This is a genomic window from Streptomyces lincolnensis (assembly GCF_001685355.1).
Classification (GTDB): Bacteria; Actinomycetota; Actinomycetes; order Streptomycetales; family Streptomycetaceae; genus Streptomyces; species Streptomyces lincolnensis.
The window spans coordinates 7,393,723-7,415,662 of the sequence record NZ_CP016438.1 but is presented as its reverse complement, the minus strand read 5'-3'; the positions used below and the strand labels follow the sequence as shown (position 1 = coordinate 7,415,662).

Here is a 21,940-nt window from a genome sequence, read left to right as displayed (position 1 = left end):
CCCACGGGGGTTACCGCACCATGCGTTCCACACGTACGCCCGCAGCGCCACGACGCGGGCGGCGCAACCGCACACTCCTCGCCACCACCGGGCTCATCGCCGCCCTGGCCCTGACCGCGACCGCCTGCAACGGCTCGGACGAGGGCACCGCCGACAAGGCGGGCACCGACTCCAGCGCCTCCCCGGCCGCCGAGGGCAAGGTCAAGATTCCGGCCGCCCTCGCCGACAAGCTCAAGGAGCGCGGCATCGATGTCGACAAGTGGGCGGCAGGCGGCTGGCAGAACTGGGACAAGGACAAGTGGCTCAGTGAGGCGAAGGACTTCGTCAACCCGGTGATCGAGGGTCTGTGGAAGCCCGAGCGGATGCAGTCCGCGACGGAGGCCAACAAGACGTACTCGACCAAGGACGCGGCCGCCGACCAGGGCGTCAGCGACCCGGATCCGGCACCCGTCGAGGCGGCCGCGGAGAAGACGCCGTACCACGTGAACGCGGCCCCGGTCGGGAAGATCTTCTTCGACTCCCCCGACGGTCCGAAGGTGTGCTCCGGCACGGTCGTCAAGGACGTGAACCACCCGGGCAAGTCCAATCTGGTGTGGACCGCGGGGCACTGCGTGCACGCCGGTGGCAGCGGCGGCTGGTATCGCAACATCGTCTTCGTCCCGGCCTACAACGACCTGGGCAAGTCCGAGGCGCAGTTGGCCAACGCCACCGCCTCCGAGGTCGCGCCCTACGGCAACTGGTGGGCCGACTGGGCCTCGACCTCGAACGAGTGGATCCGGGGCGGCTCGGACACGGGCGGCGCGGGCGCGACGTACGACTTCGCCGTGCTGCATGTGAAGCCGGAGTCCGGGGCCAGGTCGCTGGAGGAGACCACGGGCGCCCTGGACGTCGACTTCTCCGCCCCGTCGGCGACCGACGTCGCCACGATGGGTGCCTGGGGCTACCCGGCGGCGGAGCCCTACAACGGTCTGAAGATGTTCAAGTGCCTCGACCGGCCGGGCCGCCTCTCGCTCGGCACGGCGCTGCCGACGATGTACCGGATCGGCTGCACCATGACCGGCGGTTCGTCCGGCGGCGGCTGGTTCCGGGTGGTGGGCGGCACGACCAAGCTGGTCTCGAACACGTCGATCGGCCCCCTCGACAACACCTGGCTGGCGGGCCCGCAGCTCGGCCAGGAAGCCGAGACGCTCTACCAGAACATGAGCAAGACCTACGGCGGTCGGTGACCGCACACGCTCAAGGCCCGCCCCCTGCGACAGGCAGGGGGCGGGCCTTCACGCACTTCACGGCTTTCGGGCTCTCCGGAGCGCTGTCGCGGTCCGGGACACCGCGTCGGTCAGGCGACCGGCGCCGGCACGTACGGTGCGAGATCCGCCGCCAGTTCCTCGTGCACCCGGGCCTTGAGCAGGGTTCCCTCCGGGGTGTGCTCCGCGGAGATCACCTCGCCCTCGTCGTGCGCGCGGGCGACCAGCTTGCCGTGGGTGTACGGCACGAGCGCCTCGATCTCGACCGAGGGCCGCGGCAGCTCGTTGTCGATCAGGGCGAGCAGTTCCTCGATGCCCCGGCCGGTACGGGCCGAGACGGCGATGGAGCGCTTCTCGATCCGCATGAGCCGCTGGAGCGTCAGCGGGTCGGCCGCGTCGGCCTTGTTGATCACGACGATCTCGGGCACGCCGGTGGCACCGACGTCCCTGATCACCTCGCGCACAGCGGCCAGCTGCTCCTCCGGGTTCGGATGCGAACCGTCCACCACGTGCAGGATCAGGTCGGACTCGCCGACCTCCTCCATGGTGGAGCGGAACGCCTCGACCAGGTGGTGCGGCAGGTGCCGGACGAAACCGACCGTGTCGGCCAGCGTGTACAGGCGGCCGCTCGGGGTCTCGGCCCGGCGCACGGTCGGGTCGAGGGTCGCGAACAGTGCGTTCTCGACGAGGACGCCCGCGCCCGTGAGGCGGTTGAGCAGTGAGGACTTGCCGGCGTTGGTGTAGCCGGCGATGGCGACCGACGGCACCTTGTGGCGCTTGCGCTCCTGGCGCTTGATCTCGCGGCCGGTCTTCATGTCCGCGATCTCCCGGCGCATCTTCGCCATCTTCTCGCGGATCCGACGCCGGTCCGTCTCGATCTTGGTCTCACCGGGACCACGGGTGGCGAGACCGCCGCCCTTGCCGCCGCCCATCTGACGGGACAGCGACTGACCCCAGCCTCGCAGCCTCGGCAGCATGTACTGCATCTGCGCGAGCGCGACCTGCGCCTTGCCCTCTCGGGACTTGGCATGCTGGGCGAAGATGTCGAGGATCAGGGCCGTACGGTCGATGACCTTGACCTTGACGACGTCTTCGAGGTGGATGAGCTGGCCCGGGCTGAGCTCACCGTCACAGATGACGGTGTCCGCGCCGGTCTCCAGCACGATGTCGCGCAGCTCGTCGGCCTTGCCGGAACCGATGTAGGTGGCCGCGTCGGGCTTGTCGCGGCGCTGGATCACGCCGTCGAGCACGAGAGCACCCGCGGTCTCCGCGAGGGCGGCGAGCTCGGCGAGGGAGTTGTCCGCGTCCTGCGCGGTCCCCGAGGTCCAGACGCCGACGAGCACGACCCGCTCCAGGCGGAGCTGGCGGTACTCGACCTCGGTGACGTCCTCGAGTTCGGTGGAGAGGCCCGCGACGCGGCGCAGGGCCGCACGCTCGGAGCGGTCGAACTGGTCACCGTCCCGGTCTCCGTCGATCTCGTGGCTCCAGGCGACGTCCTCTTCCATCAGGGCATCGGCCCGAAGACCTTCGGGGTAGGCATGCGCGACGCGCTCAGTGTCCTGGGAAGAAGATGAAGAGGAGGTCATTGGGTCCTTACGTCGTTGGGGATTCCGATACGGCGACCGCCACGGCGATCAGCGTTCACTGTGGACAACGCACGAGTACCCCGGGAGATTCCCGTGTCCCGTGCCGCGCCGACCTGAAGATGGTCGCACGGCACGGGGCGTCTCGTCACTGAGTTATTCCGCTGGGATTCTTCGCTGGGATTCGCTGTGCTACTTCGCTGGGATCGCCCGGGGCGCGACCGACTTCCACTCGGGGTGTCCGGGCATCGGCGGGGTCTTCTCGCCGTAGAGCCAGCCCTCGGAGAAGGCGCCCAGGTCGCGTCCGGAGATCTCCTCGGCGAGTGCGACGAAGTCCGCGGTCGTGGCGACGCCGTCCTTGTGGCGGGTCACCCAGGCGCGTTCCAGGCGTTCGAAGGCCGGGCGGCCGATCTCCTGGCGCAAGGCGTAGAGGACGAGGGCGGCGCCGTCGTAGACGTTGGCGCGGAAGATGCCGATCTTCTGGCCGGGGGTGGGCGCCTTGGGGGCCGCGGGTGGTCCGCCGGCCGCCCGCCAGCGGTCGGAGGCCCCGTAGGCCGCCTTCATGCGGGCCTGGAGGGTGCGGCCGGCCTTCTCCTCCGCGTACAGGGCCTCGTACCAGGTGGCGTGCCCTTCGTTCAGCCACAGGTCGGACCAGGTGCGGGGGCTGACGCTGTCGCCGAACCACTGGTGGGCCAGCTCGTGCACCATGATCGAATCGACGTACCACTCGGGGAAGCCGGGCTCGGTGAACAGGTCGCGCTCGAAGAGGGAGAGGGTCTGCGTCTCCAGTTCGAAGCCGGTGTCGGCGGCGGCGACGAGCAGGCCGTACGTCTCGAAGGGGTACGGCCCGACCTTCTCCTCCATCCAGGAGATCTGGCCGGGGGTCTTCTTCAGCCAGGGTTCCAGCCGGGAGCGGTCCTTGGTGGGCACGACGTCCCGGACGGGCAGCCCGTGGGGGCCGGTGCGGCGCAGCACGGTGGAGCGGCCGACGGAGACCTGGGCGAGCTCGGTGGCCATGGGGTGCTGGGTGCGGTACGTCCAGGTGGTCGCCCTGCCCGCCCGGTCGACGTGGGTCGGCAGTCCGTTGGCGACGGCCGTGTAGCCGTTGGGCGCGGTGACCCGGATGGTGAACATGGCCTTGTCGGAGGGGTGGTCGTTGCACGGGAAGACCAGGTGGGCCACGTCGGCCTGGTTGGCCATGGCGAGCCCGTCGTCGGTGCGCACCCAGCCGCCGTCGCGGTCCGCGGCGGGCACGGGGTCGCTGGTGTGCCGGACGGTGATCCGCATCCAGCTGCCTCGGGGCAGCGGCTGCTCGGGCGTGACGACCAGGTCCTCACCGGCGCTCGTGAAGGCGGCGGGCGCGCCGTCGACTTCCACGGAGTCGACCTTGCCGTGCGCGAAGTCGAGGTTCACGCGCTCCAGCGGGGCGGTCGTCCATGCGTCGATCGTGGTGACCGCCTGGAGCGGCTTGCTGTTGGTGCCGGGATAGGTGAAGGAGAGGTCGTACGACGCCACGTCGTACCCGGGGTTGCCGAGGTGCGGGAAGAGCCGGTCGCCGACGCCCAGCGGGTCGGCCGGGGCGCTCGCGGCGAGGAGGCAGACGGAGACGGCGGAGGCGAGCACCGCGGCGGCCTTGCGGCGTCCGGAGGCACTCAGGCGGGCCCGGGGAGCGGCCTGGCCGCGAGAGACGACCGGGGTGCGGGGGCTGACCGGTGTGCGGGGGGTGAGCAGCATGCACCACCGCTACCAGCGCGCGCGTGCCGTGCGGCGACGGCGCGCGACCGGCCCACTCGAAGGGGTGCGCCGGGACGGGCGAGTGGCTCGGCCGCCCGGCGGTGGGACCGCCCGGTAAGTCCGCTCAGTCCTCCAACGCCTGCGGCTGCGCCCGGCTGACGTCGTACACGCCCGGCACGTTCCGCATGGCCCGCATCAGGGCGGGGAGGTGGGCCGCGTCGGGGAGCTCGACCGTGTAGGTGTGGCGTACGCGCTGGCGGCTCGGCGGTTCGACGGTGGCCGAGACGATCTCCGCGCCCTCCAGTGCCATCGCCTCGGTGAGGTCGGCGAGCAGATGAGGGCGGCCGAACGATTCGGCGAACAGCGTGACCCGGCACCCCGTGGTGTCCCCCCAGCGCACTCCGATCTCCGCGCGCCCCGCGTCCTTCATCCGCGCCACCGCCGCGCACCGAACGCGGTGGACGGTCACCGCTCCCCCGCGTACGGCGAAGCCGGTCACCTCGTCGGGCGGTACGGGCGTACAGCAGCCGGCGAGCCGCACGGATCCCGCACCCGGCTCGTCCACGACGACGTCCGCTCCGGCGGAGCGGTCGGCCGGCCGGAAGCCGGAAGCGGCCGCCCTTGAAGCCTCGCCGGCGGCGGGCACCGAAGCACTTCCCTCGACGGCCCGGTCCACGGCCCCGTCGCCCGGTCGTACGGCGGTGTCCTGCGCACTCCCGACGGCCGGGGCGGCCGGTGCCGGGTGGGTGGTGAGCCAGCGCTGGATGGCGATGCGGGCCGCCGGGGTGTGGGCGTGCTCCAGCCACTCCCTGGAGGGCTCGGAGGCGGGGTCCTGGCCCATGAGGAGCTGGACGGTGTCGCCGTCCCGCAGAACGGTGCTCAGGGTCGCCAGGCGGCCGTTGACCCGGGCGCCGATGCACGCGTGCGCGTCCTCGCCGTACTGCGCGTAGGCGGCGTCCACACAGGTCGCGCCCTCGGGCAGGCCCAGGGTGCCGCCGTCGGGCCGGAAGACGGTGATCTCGCGGTCCTGGGCGAGGTCCTCGCGCAGGGTCGACCAGAAGGTGTCGGGGTCGGACGCGCCCTGCTGCCACTCCAGGAGACGGGAGAGCCAGCCGGGGCGGGTGGGGTCCGCGCGCTCGCCGTCGGCACGCTCACCGCCGGACCGTTCCCCGTCGGCCAGTTCGTCGGCGGGCGGCGCGTACGGGTTGCCGAGCGCGACCACGCCGGCCTCGGCGACCTTGTGCATCTGGTGCGTACGGATGAGGACTTCGGTGACCTGGCCGTCCCCGCGGGCCACGGCGGTGTGCAGCGACTGGTACAGATTGAACTTCGGTACGGCGATGAAGTCCTTGAACTCCGAGACGACGGGCGTCAGACAGGTGTGGAGCTCGCCGAGGACGCCGTAGCAGTCGGCGTCCTCGTGGACCAGCACCAGCAGGCGGCCGAAGTCGGAGCCCCGCAGGCGCCCGCGTTTACGGGCCACGCGGTGCACGGAGACGAAGTGCCGCGGCCGAATGAGGACTTCGGCCTGGATGCCGGCGTCACGCAGCACGACGCGCACCTCGTCGGCCGTCTCGGCCAGGGGGTCGTCGGCGCGGGAGGCGTTGTCGACGATCAGCTCCCTGGTGTGCTCGTACTCCTCCGGGAGCAGGATCGCGAAGACCAGGTCTTCCAGTTCGGTCTTCAGGGCCTGGACGCCGAGTCGTTCGGCGAGCGGGATGAGGACGTCGCGGGTGACCTTGGCGATGCGGGCCTGCTTCTCGGGCCGCATCACGCCCAGGGTGCGCATGTTGTGCAGCCGGTCGGCGAGTTTGATCGACATCACGCGGACGTCGTTGCCGGTGGCGACGAGCATCTTGCGGAAGGTCTCCGGCTCGGCGGCGGCGCCGTAGTCGACCTTCTCCAGCTTGGTGACGCCGTCGACGAGGAAGCGGACCTCCTCGCCGAACTCCTCGCGGACCTGATCGAGCGTCACATCGGTGTCCTCGACGGTGTCGTGGAGCAGAGAGGCCGTCAGGGTCGTGGTCTCGGCGCCGAGTTCGGCGAGGATCAGCGTCACCGCGAGGGGGTGTGTGATGTACGGCTCACCGCTCTTGCGCATCTGGCCGCGGTGCGAGGACTCGGCCAGGACGTAGGCGCGGCGCAGCGGTTCGAGGTCGGCGTCGGGGTGGTGGGCGCGATGGGCCTCGGCCACATGGCCGATGGCGTCGGGCAGCCGGTCGCGGGCGGCGGGGCCGAGCAGTGCGGCGCGGCCGAGGCGGCGCAGGTCGAGCCGGGAGCGGGCCTTCCTGCGGGGCGCTGTCGGCAGGACAGCGCCCGAGGCCGTCGGACCCGATGTGACCACCGGGCCCGAGTTCGCAGGATTCGCGGCATCCGCGCTCATGGGCACCTCCGGCTGTGGACCGGCGGACGGGTGCCCCAGGGCTGACGCGGCTCAGGGGATGGCATCTGTCCCCCGTCCGGGCCGGTGCTTGATGCTACCGAGCCCATCACGCCCGACTGACCGTCTCTCGTCGAGCGTGAAACTGATCACCCATTCGAGCGAAGGTACGTAGGTTTACGATTGCGCACCAAGTGGCACGAGATCGGTCAGCGAACGGACCTTTCCAGCCACTCCGCGTCGATCTCCCCCTCGGCGACGAGCACCGCGGGGCCAGTCATCTCGATCTCGCCGTCGGGCCGCTCGGTGATCACCAGGGTGCCGCCGGGCACGTCGACGGTGTACGTCGCCGGAGCACCGGTGACGGCCGGGTCGGCGCCGTCCCTGCGTGCGGTGGCGACGGCGACCGCGCACGCGCCCGTGCCGCACGAGCGGGTCTCTCCGGCACCGCGCTCGTGCACGCGCAGGGCGACGTGGCCGGGACCGCGGTCGACGACGAACTCGACGTTGACCCCGTCCGGGTAGGTGGCGGCCGGGCTGAAGGGCGGCGGGGAGTACAGGTCGCCGGCGTGGGCGAGGTCGTCCACGAAGGCCACGGCGTGCGGGTTGCCCATGTTCACGTTCCGCGCGGGCCAGCTGCGTTCGCCGACGCTCACGGTGACGTCCCCCTCGGGGAGCAGCGCCCGGCCCATGCCGACGGTGATGTCGCCGGCCTTGTCGATGTGCACGCTCTTGACGCCGCCGCGGGTGGCGACGGCGAGGTCGCCCTCGGTCACGTACCCGGCGTGCTGGAGATAGCGCGCGAACACCCGTACGCCGTTGCCGCACATCTCCGCGATCGAGCCGTCGCCGTTGCGGTAGTCCATGAACCACTCCGCCTCGGGCGCCATGTGCCGGGCCTCGGGGTGGGCCGCGGACCGTACGACGTGCAGGAGGCCGTCACCGCCGATGCCCGCGCGGCGGTCGCAGAGGGCTGCGACGGCGGCCGGGGGGAGGTCGGTGGTGTTCTCGGGGTCCGGGATGATCACGAAGTCGTTCTCCGTGCCGTGGCCCTTGAGGAAGGCGATCCGGGTGCGCGTGCTCATTCAACGATCGTAGAGGAAGGCGACGATCGCAGAGGAAGGCCGCATGCCCACTGCGGGCCGGATGCGGCTGGTCACGCAGTCCCCGCGCCCCTGACAAGGGGGCGCTTCAGCGCAGCCGTGCCACACGCCACACGGCGAGGACCACCACCACGGCCACCAGCAGCATGTACGCCAGCACCACCCGCCAGTCCGGGCGGCGGCCCGAGCCCCGCTGCGGCAGGCCGGGCCACGTGTAACCAACGCGGCGGGCGGCCATCATGCCCCAGCCGGCCGCGCAGGAGCAGATCAGCAGGCCCAGCATGGCGATGACGGCGCCGCTGTCGCCGAAGTCGAAGGCCAGCGGGAAGGCGAACATCAGGGAGCCGACCGCGGCCAGCGAGACGATGGGGGCGAGCTGCCAGATGCGCAGGCGCCGCTGCGGACGCAGCTCGACCTCGACCTCCGGGCCGCCCGCGAACATCTCGTCGGGCTCGGGACCGTCGTCCGTCACACCACCCTGCGTGTCATCGGGCCCGTCGGAACTCAGACGGTCGTCGTCCTGCTCCGGTTCGCCGTTGTCCACGGTGAGGTGCTCGGTGTCCTGTGCGGTGTCACGAGGGCCGGCCTCCATCGCCACGCGCCCTCCCAACTTGGACTCCACTTGGTCGATCGAAGCTCGATGATGGCACGCCCCCGGAGGCCGCGATGACGGCCGGAGCGTCCCGATGCCATGACGTGATCAGGCTGTAACCGGTCGTTCGACCAACGACAGCGCGAGCTGCGGAAGTTCCGTGAGATCCGCCGCGGCCCCACTCAACCAGTGCACCCGCGGGTCGCGCCTGAACCATGAATCCTGACGGCGCGCGAAGCGCTTGGTGGCACGTACGGTCTCGGTGCGCGCCTCCGCCTCCGTGCACTCGCCGGAGAGCACCGCGAGGACCTGCTGATAGCCGAGCGCGCGTGAGGCCGTACGCCCCTCGCGCAACCCCCGCGCTTCGAGTGCGCGCACCTCGTCGACCAGACCGGCCTCCCACATCCGGTCCACCCTGCGTGCGATGCGTGCGTCGAGCTCGGGCCGCGCCACGTCGACGCCGATCTGGACGGTGTCGTAGACGGAGTCGTGGCCGGGGAGGTTGGCGGTGAAGGGCTTGCCGGTGATCTCGATCACTTCGAGAGCCCGGACGATACGGCGGCCGTTGCTGGGCAGGATCGCGTGCGCTGCCTCGGGGTCGGCGGCGGCCAGGCGGGCATGCAGCGCGCCGGAGCCGCGCAGCGTGAGTTCCTCCTCCAGTCGGCCCCTGACCTCGGGGTCGGTGCCGGGGAACTCAAGGTTGTCGACGGCCCCGCGGACGTACAGGCCGGAGCCGCCGACCAGGATCGGCCAGCGGTCCTCGGCGAGCAGGGCGTCGATCCGGGCGCGGGCCAGCCTCTGGTACTCGGCGACGGACGCCGTGACGGTCACGTCCCAGATGTCCAGGAGGTGGTGCGGGACGTCGGCGCGCTCCTCGGGCGTCAGTTTGGCGGTGCCGATGTCCATCCCTCGGTAGAGCTGCATGGAGTCGGCGTTGACGACCTCGCCGCCGAGCCGCTGGGCCAGGAAGACGCCCAGATCGGACTTTCCGGCCGCGGTCGGTCCGACGATGGCGATGACGCGGGGGGCGGGGGGTGTGCTGCTCACCGGACCAGTCTCCCAAACCTCCACCGGTGACCTCGAACGAGTTACGTGACGGCACCGGGCCGGGGTCGTTCCCAGTTGCGAGGTTTTCCGCCGCCCGATCGCAGAGGCGGCGGCCCGGGCGACGCAAACGGGCGCACCGGACGACGCGGGATTTCGCCCGCACGAGTAACGTATGGAGTGGATATGGGCGTTTTCGCACGACTTCTCCGGAGGTCGAAGACCACCGAGGAGGCGACAGCCGCCGAGGTGAAGGCCGCCGACGCGTCGTCGGACGAGCAGCCGGCGCAGGAGGCGGCAGAGGCGAAGGGGTCGGCCGAGGCCGGCGCGGAGGCCGAGGCCGAGGGCGCGGCGGAGGACAAGACGGCGACAGCCGCCAAGGACACGTCCGGCGAGGGCGTCGAGATCCCCAAGCAGCAGTCCGCCGAAGAGGTCGCCGACAGCGAGGCCGGTGAAGGCGCCCGCACGTAACCAGCCCGTCAGGGAAGGTGGACCATGGGTCTCCTGGACAATTTGAAGGCCAAGCTCAACCCGGCCAAGGACAAGGTCTCCGGTCTCGCGCAGCAGCACGGGGACAAGATCCAGCACGGTCTGGACAAGGCCGCGAAGGTCGTCGACGAGAAGACCAAGGGCAAGTACAGCGACAAGATCCAGACGGGCACGGGCAAGGCCAAGGGCGCCATGGACCGACTGGCTCACAAGGACGGCACGGACGCGGGCGGCGCCACCGACACGCCGCCGGCCCCTCCGCCGCCTTCCTCTCCCCCGCCGGCTTCCTGAACGGCACGGCACACCGACGGACGGCCGTGGAGCGCGATGCTCCCGGCCGTCCGCCGTTTCGGCGCGCCCTGCGCGGGCGTCGCCGCTACGACCAGGTGGCGACCAGGTACCCCACTCCGTACGGCGCGTCCTCGTACAGCAGCGCGCCGGAGAGGTCCGCGTCCTCGGCGGCGCCCGCCAAAACCTGCCAGTGGGCCCGGCCGGAGGCCTTCAGTTCGTACGCCAACTCCGTGTCCAGCGCTTTGAGGGCGGCCACGTCCGCCGCGCCCAGCGCACGCGCGATCTCCGCGTCGAACGGTGCCGCCCGCTCGTCGAGATAGCCCGGCGCCTTGAGCGTGCGGCAGGCGCTCGCGTCGCCCATCACCAGCAACGCCACGCGCTCGGCACCGGCGGCGATCTCCCTCCCCATCTGGATACACCGCTCGGCCTCCAGAGGTTCCCCCACGCCGAGTCCCTCGATCGGGGCGCCGGACCATCCGGCGCGTGCCAGCAGCCACGCGGCGACCGCCAGCGCGTCCGGCAGCGGGCGCCCGACCGCCGTACCGGTGTCCCGGCCGAGCCGTACATCGAGGTCCACGCCGAAGCCCCGGAAGGAACCCGGCGCCCCCTCCGGGTGCGGGCCTCGCCCGTGCCGGTCCGCCGGTCCCACGACGACCAGCCGGTCGGGCCGGGCGGCGGCGAGCACGCCCAGCGCGTCCGAGCAGGCGGCACGCGCGCGATCCAGCTCGGGCGCGGCGCCCGCGGCGAGATCGGGCACGAGGAGGGGCGGGCAGGGGCAGACGGAGGCGGCGACAAGCATGATCGGGAGCCTAGTGCCGGGGACGGGAGCAGGAACGGGAGTGGGTGCTCCACGCCGGCTCGGCCGGCTGGAACAAACACTCCGCCGCGTTCGCGTCGCGTGCCCTCAGGCCGGCGAGCAGCCGCCCGTCGCCACCGGCAGCGGTTCCGGGACCCCGATCTTCGGCAGGCCGAGCAGGACTCCCGCCGGCTTGGCGGCCTCGGTGGCGTTCCGCTTGTCCCACGCGTCTCCCGCGCGCGTGCGCCGCACGTCGAGGGCGGGGCCCTCCGCGAGGAGGTGGTGCGGGGCGGCGTAGGTCACCTCGACGGTGACGACGTCGCCCGGTCGTACCTCCTGGTCCGGCTTGGTGAAGTGGACCAGGCGGTTGTCGGGGGCGCGGCCGGAGAGGCGGTGGGTGGCGCCGTCCTTGCGGCCCTCGCCCTCGGCGACCATCAGCTCCAGGGTGCGGCCGACCTGCTTCTTGTTCTCCTCCCAGGAGATCTCCTCCTGGAGGGCGACGAGACGCTCGTAGCGCGCCTGAACGACCTTCTTGGGGATCTGGCCGTCCATGGTGGCGGCAGGGGTGCCGGGCCGCTTGGAGTACTGGAAGGTGAACGCCTGGGCGAAGCGGGCCGCACGGACCGCGTGCAGGGTCTGCTCGAAGTCCTCCTCCGTCTCGCCGGGGAAGCCGACGATGATGTCGGTGGTGATGGCGGCGTGCGGGATGGCCGCCCGCACCTTCTCGATGATCCCCAGGTAGCGCTCCTGGCGGTACGAGCGGCGCATCGCCTTCAGGACCGTGTCCGAGCCGGACTGGAGGGGCATGTGGAGCTGGGGCATCACGTTCGGTGTCTCGGCCATGGCGGCGATGACGTCGTCGGTGAAGTCGCGCGGGTGCGGGGAGGTGAAGCGGACCCGCTCCAAGCCGTCGATCGTCCCGCAGGCCCGCAGCAGCTTGCTGAAGGCCTCGCGGTCACCGATGTCGGAGCCGTACGCGTTGACGTTCTGGCCGAGCAGGGTGATCTCGCTGACGCCCTCGCCGACCAGGGCCTCGATCTCGGCGAGGATGTCGCCGGTGCGGCGGTCCTTCTCCTTGCCGCGCAGCGCCGGGACGATGCAGAAGGTGCAGGTGTTGTTGCAGCCGACGGAGATCGACACCCAGGCCGCGTAGGCGCTCTCTCGCCGCGTGGGCAGCGTCGACGGGAAGGCCTCCAGGGACTCGGCGATCTCGACCTGCGCCTCCTCCTGGACGCGGGCGCGCTCCAGGAGGACCGGCAGCTTGCCGATGTTGTGCGTGCCGAAGACGACGTCCACCCAGGGCGCCTTCTTCACGATGGTCTCGCGGTCCTTCTGCGCGAGACAGCCACCGACCGCGATCTGCATGCCCGGCCGCTTCGTCTTCATCGGGGCGAGGCGGCCGAGATTGCCGTAGAGCCGGTTGTCGGCGTTCTCGCGCACGGCGCAGGTGTTGAAGACGACGACGTCCGCGTCACCGTCCGCACCCTCGGGAGCCTTCACATAACCGGCAGATTCGAGCAGACCGGACAATCGCTCGGAATCGTGGACGTTCATCTGACACCCGTAGGTGCGTACCTCATACGTCTTGGACGGGTGAACATCCACTGCCGGGCTCCGGTCGCTGCTGCTGGTCATGCGTCAAGGGTAGGTCGTCCCGGACGGGCCCCTGTCAGGGTGCCCGTGTGAGGCCCCACCGGCCGCACGGCCGACCGTATGCGCCCGGAAAATCTCGGCGCGCGGACGAGGGCGTCGTTAGAATGGCCGCATGATTTACGTCTTCTACATCTGACAGGGCCGCAGGCTCCGCCCCTCGCATCATGGCGAGGCGCGTTCCGAGCCTTCACAGCCGCCCGCGGCCGCCCCGTTCAGGGCCCGGCCGATTGTCAGATCCGAGGCATTGATCCGCCCCTTTTCCGCGTCTCGCGCGGGGTGCGGTGTGCCTCCTTCCGGGAAAACCGGAAAACCGGAGGACGTAAGACGTGAACGCCTTTTCCCTGCCCGCGCGTGATCGGGCCCAGCTGACCTGCGCCGATGTCCGCGTGGACCGCGGTGGCCGTACCGTGCTGCGCCATGTCGACATGAAGGTCTCCCCCAGGTCGCGCTGGGGTGTCGTGGGTGAGAACGGGCGCGGGAAGTCGACCCTGCTGCACGTCCTGGCCGGGGTCCTGGCCCCGGACGAGGGGAGCGTGCAGCGGGTGGGCACGCTCGCCCTGGCGGAGCAGGAGATGCCCGCCGAGGACGACCGGACGGTCGGTGACGTCATCGACGAGCACCTGGCCGATGCCCGGGCCGCACTCCACTGCCTGGACACCGCCGCGGCCGCTCTCGCCGAGGAACTGCCCGGCGCGGAACGGGAGTACGCCGACGCCCTGGAAGCGGCGCAGGCACTGGACGCCTGGGACGCGGACCGCCGGGTCGACGTGGCGCTCGCCGGACTCGGGGCGGTCGACGACCGCACGCGCCGGCTGGCCACGCTCTCGGTCGGGCAGCGCTACCGGATCCGGCTGGCCTGTCTGCTGGGCGCCGAGTACGACTTCCTGCTGCTGGACGAGCCGACCAACCATCTCGACCTGGAGGGGCTCGACTACCTCACCGCGCGCCTGCGCGCCCACCCCGGAGGCGTCGTCGTGGTCAGCCACGACCGGGCGCTGCTGTCGGACGTGGCGACCACGGTCCTCGACCTCGACCCCACCAGCGACGGCCGCCCCCGGGTGTACGGCGGCGGATTCGCCGGCTACCGGGAGGGGCGCGAGGCCGAACTGCTCCGCTGGGAGGCCGAGTACGAGGAGCAGCAGAGCGAACACGCCCGTCTCCAGCAGTCCCTGTCGGAGGCGCAGAACCGGCTGAGCACCGGCTGGCGGCCGCCCAAGGGCACCGGCAGGCACCAGCGCGCCACCCGTGCCCCGGCCCTGGTCCGTTCCGTGCACCGACGCCAGGAGGACCTGGAACAGCACCGGATCACCGCGCCCGTGCCGCCCCGGCGCTTCACCCCGCCCGAGCTGCCGGCCCGGCCCGGCGTGGTCCTGCTGCACGCGGAGGAGGTCACCGTGGCCGGGCGGCTGCACCGGCCGACCAGCCTGTCGCTGACATCGGGCGACCGGCTGGCCGTCACCGGGCCGAACGGGGCGGGCAAGTCCACGCTGCTGTCCGTCCTGGCGGGACGGCTCGTTCCGACGACGGGCCGCGCACGGCACGCGCGCAAGGTGCGGCTGCAATTGCTCGGCCAGGAGTCGCCGCACACCACGCGTCGCCGGGCGAACGACGTCTACCAGGCGCACACCGCACGTCTGGTCACCACGGGCGTCCTGCGCGACAGCGAGGTCACCGCGCTGTCGTCGCTGGGCCTGCTCGGCTCGCGCGACGCGGACAAGCCGGTGGCCGAGCTGTCCATGGGGCAGCAGCGCCGCCTCGACCTGGCCCTGGCCCTCGCCGCCCGGCCGCACCTGCTGTTGCTGGACGAACCCACCAACCACCTGTCCATCGCCCTGGTCGACGAGCTCACCGACGCGCTCAAGGCCACCGACGCGGCCGTCGTCCTGGCGACGCACGACCGCCAGATGCAACGCGACATCCGGGCCTGGCCGCGGCTGGAGCTTCCCCTGCCGGGACCGCGAGAGGAGTCACTGGCCGGATGAGCGGGGCTCAGGCCGCGGTCACCCGGTCCGAGCGGCAGCTCATCAGGGGCTGGATCCGGGTGCCGAAGTTCTCGATGCCTTCGACGAAGTCGTCGAAGACGAGCATGATCCCCTTGGTGCCGGGGACCTCGGCGATCTCGTCGAGCATCCTCGCGACGGTCTCGTAGGAGCCGACGAGGGTGCCCATGTTGAAGTTCACGGCGCCTTCGGGCAGCACGATGGTCCGGGCGGTGGAGGAGTCGTCGGCACTCGTGTCGGTGGCGGACTCCCCCGCCATGTAGGCGAGGGCCGCGAGGTCGGCGTTGTCGTGGTAGTCCTGCCACTTCGCGCGGGCGGCCTCGTCGGTCTCGTCGGCGATGACCATGAAGAGCGAGAGCGCGCCGACGTCACGGCCGCTCTCGCGCGCCGCCTGTTCCAGCGTGGCCGTGGTGTCCGCGAAGGCGAGCGGGGTGTTGACGCCGCTGCCGAGGATGAAGTTGTAGTCGGCGTGGTCGGCGGCGAACCGCATGCCGGTGCTGCTCTGTCCGGCGGCGACGATGTCGATGTGCCCGTCCGCCGGTCGCGGGGAGAGCACACAGTCGTCCATCTCGTAGAACTCGCCCTTGAAGTTGCTGACGCCCTCGCTCCACAGCTCCTTCATCACGGTGACGTACTCGACGGCCCGGGCGTAGCGGTTGGCGAAGTGCTCGTCGCCGGGCCACACGCCCATCTGCGTGTACTCGCCCGGCGCCCAGCCGGTGACGATGTTGACGCCAAAGCGGCCGGGGGCGATGGAGTCGACCGTGACGGCCATGCGGGCGACGATCGCCGGGGGCAGGGCGAGGATCGGGGTGGAGGCGTACAGCTTGATGCGTTCCGTGACGGCGGCCAGGCCCGCCATCAGCGTGAACGACTCCAGGCAGTGGTCCCAGAACTCCGTGTCGCCGCCGAATCCCTTGAGTTTGATCATCGACAGGGCGAAGTCGAGTCCGTGCTCCTCGGCCTTCTGCACGACGGCCTTGTTCAGCTCGAAGCTCGGCAGGTACTGCGGTGAGCTCTTCGAAATGAGCCAGCCGTTGTTGCCGATGGGGATGAAGACACCGATGTCCATGCCGCTCCTCATGATCCGGAACCTGCCCGTGCGACGGCACGCTACACCGGTCAAATGTCAACAACTCTCCATGTCTGCAAGGGCGTTGAAAGAACGCCGAGACATGACGTCGAGACGTGACAGTGCAGGAAAGCCGCACGTCGGAATCTGTGAAACAGGTTTCGGACCAAATCCGGGACGATAGGTTCCCCGCATGAACGCACGGCTCGCTCTGCTCCACACGGTGGCCCCGGGCGTCACGGAGAGCGAGGTCTTCCGGCTGGCCCTGCACCACGCGGTGGGCGAGCTGGGCGCGCTCGGCGGAACGATCCATCTGCGCGGTCCGATGTCCGCGCTGCGGCTGGTGTCGGCCGCGGGACTGCCTCCCGCCCTCACCCGCTCCTGGGAGATCCTCGACCAGGAGGGCCCCCTGGCCCCGGCCCGTGCCCTGCACCGGGGCAGCGGTGTGTGGGTGCCACTGCCCGACCGGCACGACATGTCCTCCGACGAGCACGGCACGTCGTGGCCGGGCACCGGTTTCGCCGCCTTCCCCGTGTTCGGCCGCAAGCGCAGCATCGGCGCGCTGACCGTCGTGGCGGGCGAGCGGGGCGAACCGACGCCGGAGCACTGGGACTTCCTGCGGGCGGTCGTGGCCTGGACCGAGGACCGCATGGCGCAGGCGCCGCCGCCGTCCGGGCCCGCGCACGGCGAACCGAGCGGGGAGCGTCTGCGCCAGGCCCTGAAGGAGGTCGAGGTCGGATCGTGGGACTGGAACATCCGTACCGGTGACCTGATCTGGGACGAGGCGGCCCTGGCCCTGTACGGCACCCGCCCGGCCGACTTCACCGGCCGGATCGAGAACTGGATGCGGATCGTCCACCCCGACGACCTGGCACCGACCCTGGCGGCGGCGCAGCGGGCGATCCTCGATCAGAGCGTCTTCGAGGCCGAGTACCGGGTACGGCGTCTGGACGGCACCTACGGCTGGACGCGGGCCCGGGGCCGGGCCACCTACGACGAGCAGGGCGAGCCCCACCGGATGATCGGCGTGGGCTGGGAGAGCAACGAGTCGCGCACCGCCCGCGACGCGCTCGGCCGGGCCCTGAGACACATGAGCGACGGCTTCCTGGCCGTGGACGACGAGTGGCGGATCACCTTCGCCAACCTGGAGGCGGAACGGCTGCTGGGCTTCTCCGAGGAGGAACTGTTCGGGCGCCTGCTGTGGGCGCTGCCCGCCGCCCGGCAGGTTCCGGGCCTGAAGGAGCGCTGCCTGGCGGCCGCGGCCGAGGAGAAGCCCGCCGGTTTCGACGTGCATCTGCCGGACTCCGGGCAACGCTTCCATCTGCGGCTGGTGCCGGGGCCCGACGGGCGCACCCTGTACTTCCAGGACGTCACCGACAAGCGTCGGCTGGCCGAGGAGCACCAGGCGGCCGAGCGGGCGGCGACCGAACGGGCCGCCCGGATCGCCGAGCTGACCGCGGAGCTCGCCAAGGCGACGACCTCGCAGGACGTGGTGGACGCGGTCGCCCGAAGAGTGCTGCCGCCCTCCGCCGCGACGGGGCTCATGGTCCAGGTCGTCGAGGGCGACCGGCTCCATCACGTGGGGGCCGTCGGCTACCCGGACGACGTCCTCGACCTCGTCGACAGCCGTCCCCGGACGCCCGACGACCCGGCCTGGGGCACGGTCGAGACCGGGACACCGTTGTTCCTGTCCTCCCGGGAGGAGCTGACCGCGCGCTGTCCCGCGGCGGCCGATCTGGCGGAGCGCTCGGGCGGGCACTCCTGGGCGTTCCTGCCGCTGACGGCCTCGGGGCACACCTTCGGCGTGTGCGTGCTGTCCTTCGACCGGCCGCGGCTGCTCACCGACGAGGAGCGCGCGCTGCTGACCACGATCAGCGCCCTGGTCGCCCAGTCCCTGGAGCGGGCCCGGCTCTACGACGCCGAGCGCACCCGGTCCCGCGAACTCCAGCGCAGTCTGCTCCCGCAGGCGCTGCCCGACCTGCCCGCGTGCACGGCCGCCGCCCGCTATCTGCCGGCCGGGCAGGGCGCGGACGTCGGCGGTGACTGGTACGACATCATTCCGCTGTCCGGCGGGCAGGTCGCGCTCGTCGTCGGTGACGTGATGGGGCACGGGCTGCCGGAGGCGGCCACCATGGGGCGGCTGCGTACCGCCGTCCACACCCTGGCCGACCTCGAACTGCCCCCGGACGAGATCCTGGGCCACCTCAACGACATCGTCGCCGGCATGGGCGAGGGCTCGTACGCCACCTGCCTGTACGCGCTCTACGACTCCACGACCCGGGTCTGCTCCCTCGCCCGAGCCGGTCATCCGCCGCCCGCCCTGGTCCTTCCCGACGGGACCGTGCACTTTCCTGTGCCGGACGCCGATCCGCCGCTGGGCGCGGCGAATCCACCGTTCGAGACGGTCGAGCTGGAGGTGCCCGAGGGCAGTCTGCTCGTGCTCTACACCGACGGGCTGGTCGAGTCCGCCAAGCGGGAGATCGACGAGGGCATGACGGATCTGGCGCGGCTGCTGAGCGCGGCGCACGCGGATGGCACGGCGATGGATCTCGAACGCCTATGCGACATACTGACAGCCGGTCTGCTCCCCTCCGACCAGGCCGCCGACGACGCCGCGTTCCTCGTCGCCCGGCTGCACGCCCTGCCCGCGGAGCGGATGGCCTCCTGGTCGCTGCCCCAGGATCCGCGGGCGGCCGGCCAGGCCCGCCGCCATGTCCGCGACCAACTCACCGCCTGGGACCTCGACGACCTCACCCCCACCACCGAGCTCCTCGTCAGCGAGCTGGTGGGCAATGTCGTGCGCCATGCCCGCGGCCCGGTCCGGCTCCGCCTCCTGCACTCCACCGACCTCATCTGCGAGGTCTACGACGGCAGCCAGACCATGCCCCGCATCCGCCGCGCCACCGAGACCGACGAAGGCGGCCGCGGCCTCCAGCTCATCACCGCCCTCTCCCACCGCTGGGGCGCCCGCTACACCCCCACCGGCAAGTGCATCTGGACGGAACAGCCCCTCCCGGACCCGAACACCCCGGCCCCCGCACAGCCCGCCGAACCCGAGTTGCTGTTCGTGAATCCGGCGGACTTCGACGGGGATTGGGAGGCGTTGTTGTAGCCGGTGTCTGCCGGGCCGCCGTCGTCCATTCGGCGGAGCATCGCGGGCCGGGTGCGAGGAGCCGTCCCTAGGGTCGCAGGGAGGGCCGTGAAGGCCTCCCCCGCCCGAAAGGCAGGACCATGCGGATACGGACCATCGGGATACGCGCCCCGTTCGCCGGCGCAGTGGCGGTCATCCTGGCCACCGGACCACTGACGAGCGTCGCACATGCTCAAACCGACCTGGACTGCGCCGACTTCGTCTACCAGGAAGACGCGCAGGCGGAGTTCGACCGCGACACGAGTGACCCGAACCGGCTCGACGAGGACCAGGGAGTGGACGACGGCATCGCGTGCGAGGTCCTGCCCCGCAGGGGGACGGCCGGCGTGACAGCCGCGACGCCTGTCCCGACCCGTGGCGTCCAGGGCGGCATCGGCGGCAGCGTGGGCCCCGCCGACTTCGAGCGCACCCTGGGGATCGCTCTGGCCGTTGGAGCGGCCGGTGCCGCGGGGGTGTATGTCATGCGGCGACGGCGCGGTGCCGTGGGTTCGCGCAAGGGGTGATTCCCCGCCTCACGGATCGATGAGGCCCGCCCGGATCGCGTAGCGGGTCAGTTCCAGGCGATCGCGCATGCCCAGTTTCTGGAGGAGATTCGCGCGGTGGCGTTCGACGGTCTTGGCGCTGATGAAGAGGAGTTCGCCGATCTCCTTGGAGGTGTGGCCCTCGGCGACGAGCTTGAGGATCTCCTCCTCGCGCTCGGTGATGGCCCGCTCGGGCAGCCCGTCGCCGCGGTGCAGGCGTTCCAGGTAGGAGCGGACGAGGGCGCGTTCCGCGCCGGGGTAGATGAAGGGCTGGTCGCGGACCGCGGCGCGGCAGGCCTCGACGAGGTCGCGGTCGGCGACGGACTTGAGGACGTAACCGCTGGCACCGGCCTTGAGGGCCTCGAAGAAGTACTGCTCGTTGTCGTACATGGTCAGGACGAGCAGGTGCAGGTTCGGCAGCCGCCGGGACAGCTCGCGGGCGGCCTGGAGGCCGGTCATGCGCGGCATCGCGATGTCCAGGACCGCCAGATCGACCTCCTGCGCGCGGGCCAGCTCGACCGCCTCCGCCCCGTCGCCCGCCTCGGCGACGACCGTGATGTCCGGCTCGCCCTCCAGGATCAGCCGCACTCCCCGCCGTACGAGAGTGTGGTCGTCGGCGAGCAGCACCCGGATCGGCCCCGGCCCGGACATCACGGACCGCCCACGGCGGTGAACGGGACGCTCAGCCGTACGTCCGTGCCGCCGTCGGGCGCGGACCCTACGGAGAGGACCGCTCCGATCAGGAGTGCCCGCTCGCGCATGCCGCTGATCCCGGAACCCTCCGGCGCCCCGCCGACCCCCCTGCCGTTGTCGCGTACGAGGAGTTCGACGCCGTCGGCGACCGGCCGCAGCCGGATCTCCGCGCGGTCGGCGGCGGCATGCCGGGCGGTGTTGGTGAGGCCCTCCTGGGCCACCCGGTAGAGCACGAGTTCGGACTCCTCGGTCAGGTGGGGCAGGTCGCCGGCGATCTGGTGGCGGACCGTCAGCCCGTGCGTGGTGAACTCGGCCGCCAGGGACCGCAGGGCGCTGGACAGTCCCAGTTCGTCCAGGACACCGGGCCGCAGCCGGCGGGCGATCCGGCGGATCTCGTCCAGCCCCGCACGGGTGGCCTCCTGCGCCTGGCCCACCTCCTCGCGCAGTTCCCGGGGCGCCCGGTCGGCCACCCGCTTGAGCTGGAGGAGGACGGCGGTCAGCGTCTGGCCGACCTCGTCGTGCAACTCCTGCGCAACGCGGTGCCGTTCGCGCTCCTGGGCTGAGAGCGCGCGGGCTGCCCCGGTGGCGCGTTCGGCCTCCAGCCGGTCGAGCATCGTGTTGTACGTCGTGATCAGCTCGGCGGTCTCCGCGGGCCCGGCGACCGGCGCGCGGGCTCCCGGCCGGAGCAGATCGGCGGTGGACATGGCCCCGCCCAGCCGCTTGAGCGGGGCGAGACCGACCCGCAGCACGAGCGCGTTGGCGGCCAGCAGGCCCACGAGGCCCCCGACCACGGCCAGCGCCTCGCCCGGCAGGACGGGGGTCGACACGGTGACCGGTCCCAGCAGCAGTGCCGCGGCCACGAACAGGCCGACGGCGTTGAGCGAGAAGATCCGCCAGAACAGCGACACGGTTCTCTTTCCGCTCCTCCCGGCCTGCGCACCCGACCCCTCCGTGGCCAGCCTCACAGACCCCGGCCGGCCCTGCATATCCGTGGCAACACCCATGTCGCCACCGTACGTGTGGGTGGCAGCATGCAGACCGGGCACTCGTGATCATCAGGAACGCACGGACTGTCCGACCGCACCGAGAAGCTAGGGGAGAAACGTGTCTGCTCCACGCCTGAGGGCGACGCCGCTGCCGGGTATCGGGGTCCAGTACGACCTCGTCACCCGGGAAGACCGCCATCTGTCCGTGGTGGCGCACCGCGACGGGGCCCGCACGGTGAGCGTGTACCGGGCCGACGACCCGGACTCCTGCGCGCAGTCCACGCGGCTGACCGGCGCCGAGGCGGGGGCCCTGATCGACGCGCTGAAGCCGTCCCACCACAGCGCGAGCCTGCTCTACACCACGGATCTCGGGCTGGTCGCCGAGCGGATCGAGGTCGCCGCGACCTCGCGGTGGAACGGCCGGGTGCTGGGCGAGACCAGGATGCGGACCGACACCGGCGCCTCGGTGGTGGCGGTGCTGCGGCGGGCGGAGGCGATCCCGTCGCCGGCGCCGGACTTCCGGCTGGCCGGCGGGGACACCCTCATCGTGATCGGCACCCGTGAGGGCGTCGACGCCGCCGCGACGATACTCGGGCGGGAGTGAACCG

At 71.6% G+C, this 21,940-nt stretch carries 18 protein-coding genes; 7 read left to right on the top strand and 11 right to left on the bottom strand.

The window, feature by feature from the left end; all coding sequences use genetic code 11:
• The first annotated feature begins 20 nt into the window (after window positions 1–20).
• Window positions 21–1,226 carry a trypsin-like serine peptidase gene (locus SLINC_RS33025; protein WP_067440911.1) on the top strand — a complete coding sequence of 402 codons (1,206 nt, stop codon included), beginning with the start codon at window positions 21–23 and terminating at the stop codon, window positions 1,224–1,226.
• Window positions 1,227–1,336: 110 nt separating this feature from the next.
• Here the strand turns inward: SLINC_RS33025 and hflX are convergent, their stop codons facing one another.
• The 6 genes from hflX to miaA all read right to left on the bottom strand — a co-directional run bounded on the left by hflX (window position 1,337) and on the right by miaA (window position 9,683).
• Complete coding sequence (gene hflX, locus SLINC_RS33020; RefSeq protein WP_067440908.1) at window positions 1,337–2,830, bottom strand: GTPase HflX; 1,494 nt, start codon at window positions 2,828–2,830, stop codon at window positions 1,337–1,339.
• Between the two features lie 189 nt (window positions 2,831–3,019).
• The gene (locus tag SLINC_RS33015; RefSeq protein WP_067440905.1) at window positions 3,020–4,561 is read right to left on the bottom strand and encodes a M1 family metallopeptidase; all 1,542 of its coding nucleotides are present in this window, start codon (window positions 4,559–4,561) and stop codon (window positions 3,020–3,022) included.
• A 124-nt stretch (window positions 4,562–4,685) separates the two neighbouring features.
• On the bottom strand, window positions 4,686–6,944 hold the full coding sequence (locus tag SLINC_RS33010; RefSeq protein ID WP_067440902.1) for a RelA/SpoT family protein: 2,259 nt from the start codon (window positions 6,942–6,944) through the stop codon (window positions 4,686–4,688).
• A 206-nt stretch (window positions 6,945–7,150) separates the two neighbouring features.
• Window positions 7,151–8,026: a diaminopimelate epimerase gene (gene dapF / locus SLINC_RS33005; RefSeq protein ID WP_067440899.1), complete on the bottom strand. Its 876-nt coding sequence runs from the start codon at window positions 8,024–8,026 to the stop codon at window positions 7,151–7,153.
• A 106-nt stretch (window positions 8,027–8,132) separates the two neighbouring features.
• The gene (locus SLINC_RS33000) at window positions 8,133–8,636 is read right to left on the bottom strand and encodes a hypothetical protein (protein ID WP_067440896.1); all 504 of its coding nucleotides are present in this window, start codon (window positions 8,634–8,636) and stop codon (window positions 8,133–8,135) included.
• Between the two features lie 108 nt (window positions 8,637–8,744).
• Entirely contained in the window at window positions 8,745–9,683 is a 939-nt protein-coding gene (gene miaA, locus SLINC_RS32995) for a tRNA (adenosine(37)-N6)-dimethylallyltransferase MiaA (RefSeq protein ID WP_067440893.1), read from the bottom strand.
• 183 nt (window positions 9,684–9,866) lie between these two features.
• Between miaA and SLINC_RS32990 the strand changes: the two genes are divergently transcribed.
• Entirely contained in the window at window positions 9,867–10,151 is a 285-nt protein-coding gene (locus SLINC_RS32990; protein WP_067440890.1) for a hypothetical protein, read from the top strand.
• A gap of 24 nt (window positions 10,152–10,175) precedes the next feature.
• On the top strand, window positions 10,176–10,460 hold the full coding sequence (locus SLINC_RS32985; protein ID WP_067440887.1) for an antitoxin: 285 nt from the start codon (window positions 10,176–10,178) through the stop codon (window positions 10,458–10,460).
• A gap of 85 nt (window positions 10,461–10,545) precedes the next feature.
• Here the strand turns inward: SLINC_RS32985 and SLINC_RS32980 are convergent, their stop codons facing one another.
• Window positions 10,546–11,259, bottom strand: coding sequence for a class III extradiol dioxygenase subunit B-like domain-containing protein (locus tag SLINC_RS32980; protein ID WP_067440884.1), 714 nt, complete (start codon window positions 11,257–11,259; stop codon window positions 10,546–10,548).
• A 105-nt stretch (window positions 11,260–11,364) separates the two neighbouring features.
• Window positions 11,365–12,891: a tRNA (N6-isopentenyl adenosine(37)-C2)-methylthiotransferase MiaB gene (gene miaB / locus SLINC_RS32975; RefSeq protein WP_079164855.1), complete on the bottom strand. Its 1,527-nt coding sequence runs from the start codon at window positions 12,889–12,891 to the stop codon at window positions 11,365–11,367.
• Window positions 12,892–13,235: 344 nt separating this feature from the next.
• Here miaB and SLINC_RS32970 point away from each other — a divergent pair, with 344 nt between their 5' ends.
• Window positions 13,236–14,891 (top strand): ABC-F family ATP-binding cassette domain-containing protein, encoded by a 1,656-nt coding sequence (locus SLINC_RS32970; RefSeq protein WP_067440878.1) that lies wholly within the window; start codon window positions 13,236–13,238, stop codon window positions 14,889–14,891.
• 7 nt (window positions 14,892–14,898) lie between these two features.
• Here the strand turns inward: SLINC_RS32970 and rutA are convergent, their stop codons facing one another.
• Window positions 14,899–15,981 (bottom strand): pyrimidine utilization protein A, encoded by a 1,083-nt coding sequence (gene rutA, locus SLINC_RS32965; RefSeq protein ID WP_067440875.1) that lies wholly within the window; start codon window positions 15,979–15,981, stop codon window positions 14,899–14,901.
• A 193-nt stretch (window positions 15,982–16,174) separates the two neighbouring features.
• On the opposite strand from rutA, the gene SLINC_RS32960 reads away from it, so the two are divergent.
• On the top strand, window positions 16,175–19,093 hold the full coding sequence (locus SLINC_RS32960; RefSeq protein ID WP_067440872.1) for a SpoIIE family protein phosphatase: 2,919 nt from the start codon (window positions 16,175–16,177) through the stop codon (window positions 19,091–19,093).
• A gap of 119 nt (window positions 19,094–19,212) precedes the next feature.
• Entirely contained in the window at window positions 19,213–19,635 is a 423-nt protein-coding gene (locus tag SLINC_RS32955; protein ID WP_067440870.1) for a hypothetical protein, read from the top strand.
• A 9-nt stretch (window positions 19,636–19,644) separates the two neighbouring features.
• Here SLINC_RS32955 and SLINC_RS32950 read toward each other — a convergent pair whose 3' ends face one another.
• Together SLINC_RS32950 and SLINC_RS32945 are read right to left on the bottom strand one after the other, a co-directional pair.
• Window positions 19,645–20,304 (bottom strand): response regulator, encoded by a 660-nt coding sequence (locus SLINC_RS32950; protein ID WP_067440867.1) that lies wholly within the window; start codon window positions 20,302–20,304, stop codon window positions 19,645–19,647.
• Window positions 20,304–21,254, bottom strand: coding sequence for a sensor histidine kinase (locus SLINC_RS32945; protein ID WP_067440864.1), 951 nt, complete (start codon window positions 21,252–21,254; stop codon window positions 20,304–20,306). The genes SLINC_RS32950 and SLINC_RS32945 overlap by 1 nt, the downstream gene beginning before the upstream one ends.
• A gap of 196 nt (window positions 21,255–21,450) precedes the next feature.
• On the opposite strand from SLINC_RS32945, the gene SLINC_RS32940 reads away from it, so the two are divergent.
• Entirely contained in the window at window positions 21,451–21,936 is a 486-nt protein-coding gene (locus SLINC_RS32940) for a cation:proton antiporter regulatory subunit (RefSeq protein ID WP_067440861.1), read from the top strand.
• Window positions 21,937–21,940 lie beyond the last annotated feature (4 nt).

Excerpts from the sequence above, each read along its gene's own strand:
- SLINC_RS33025 (WP_067440911.1), top strand. The coding sequence starts at position 21 with ATGCGTTCCACACGTACGCCCGCAGCGCCACGACGCGGGCGGCGCAAC.
- SLINC_RS32955 (WP_067440870.1), top strand. The coding sequence starts at position 19,213 with ATGCGGATACGGACCATCGGGATACGCGCCCCGTTCGCCGGCGCAGTG.
- SLINC_RS32985 (WP_067440887.1), top strand. The coding sequence starts at position 10,176 with ATGGGTCTCCTGGACAATTTGAAGGCCAAGCTCAACCCGGCCAAGGAC.
- SLINC_RS33000 (WP_067440896.1), bottom strand. The coding sequence starts at position 8,636 with ATGGAGGCCGGCCCTCGTGACACCGCACAGGACACCGAGCACCTCACC.
- SLINC_RS32950 (WP_067440867.1), bottom strand. The coding sequence starts at position 20,304 with ATGTCCGGGCCGGGGCCGATCCGGGTGCTGCTCGCCGACGACCACACT.
- hflX (WP_067440908.1), bottom strand. The coding sequence starts at position 2,830 with ATGACCTCCTCTTCATCTTCTTCCCAGGACACTGAGCGCGTCGCGCAT.
- SLINC_RS33010 (WP_067440902.1), bottom strand. The coding sequence starts at position 6,944 with ATGAGCGCGGATGCCGCGAATCCTGCGAACTCGGGCCCGGTGGTCACA.
- rutA (WP_067440875.1), bottom strand. The coding sequence starts at position 15,981 with ATGGACATCGGTGTCTTCATCCCCATCGGCAACAACGGCTGGCTCATT.
- dapF (WP_067440899.1), bottom strand. The coding sequence starts at position 8,026 with ATGAGCACGCGCACCCGGATCGCCTTCCTCAAGGGCCACGGCACGGAG.
- SLINC_RS32990 (WP_067440890.1), top strand. The coding sequence starts at position 9,867 with ATGGGCGTTTTCGCACGACTTCTCCGGAGGTCGAAGACCACCGAGGAG.
- SLINC_RS32960 (WP_067440872.1), top strand. The coding sequence starts at position 16,175 with ATGAACGCACGGCTCGCTCTGCTCCACACGGTGGCCCCGGGCGTCACG.
- miaB (WP_079164855.1), bottom strand. The coding sequence starts at position 12,891 with ATGACCAGCAGCAGCGACCGGAGCCCGGCAGTGGATGTTCACCCGTCC.
- SLINC_RS33015 (WP_067440905.1), bottom strand. The coding sequence starts at position 4,561 with ATGCTGCTCACCCCCCGCACACCGGTCAGCCCCCGCACCCCGGTCGTC.
- SLINC_RS32980 (WP_067440884.1), bottom strand. The coding sequence starts at position 11,259 with ATGCTTGTCGCCGCCTCCGTCTGCCCCTGCCCGCCCCTCCTCGTGCCC.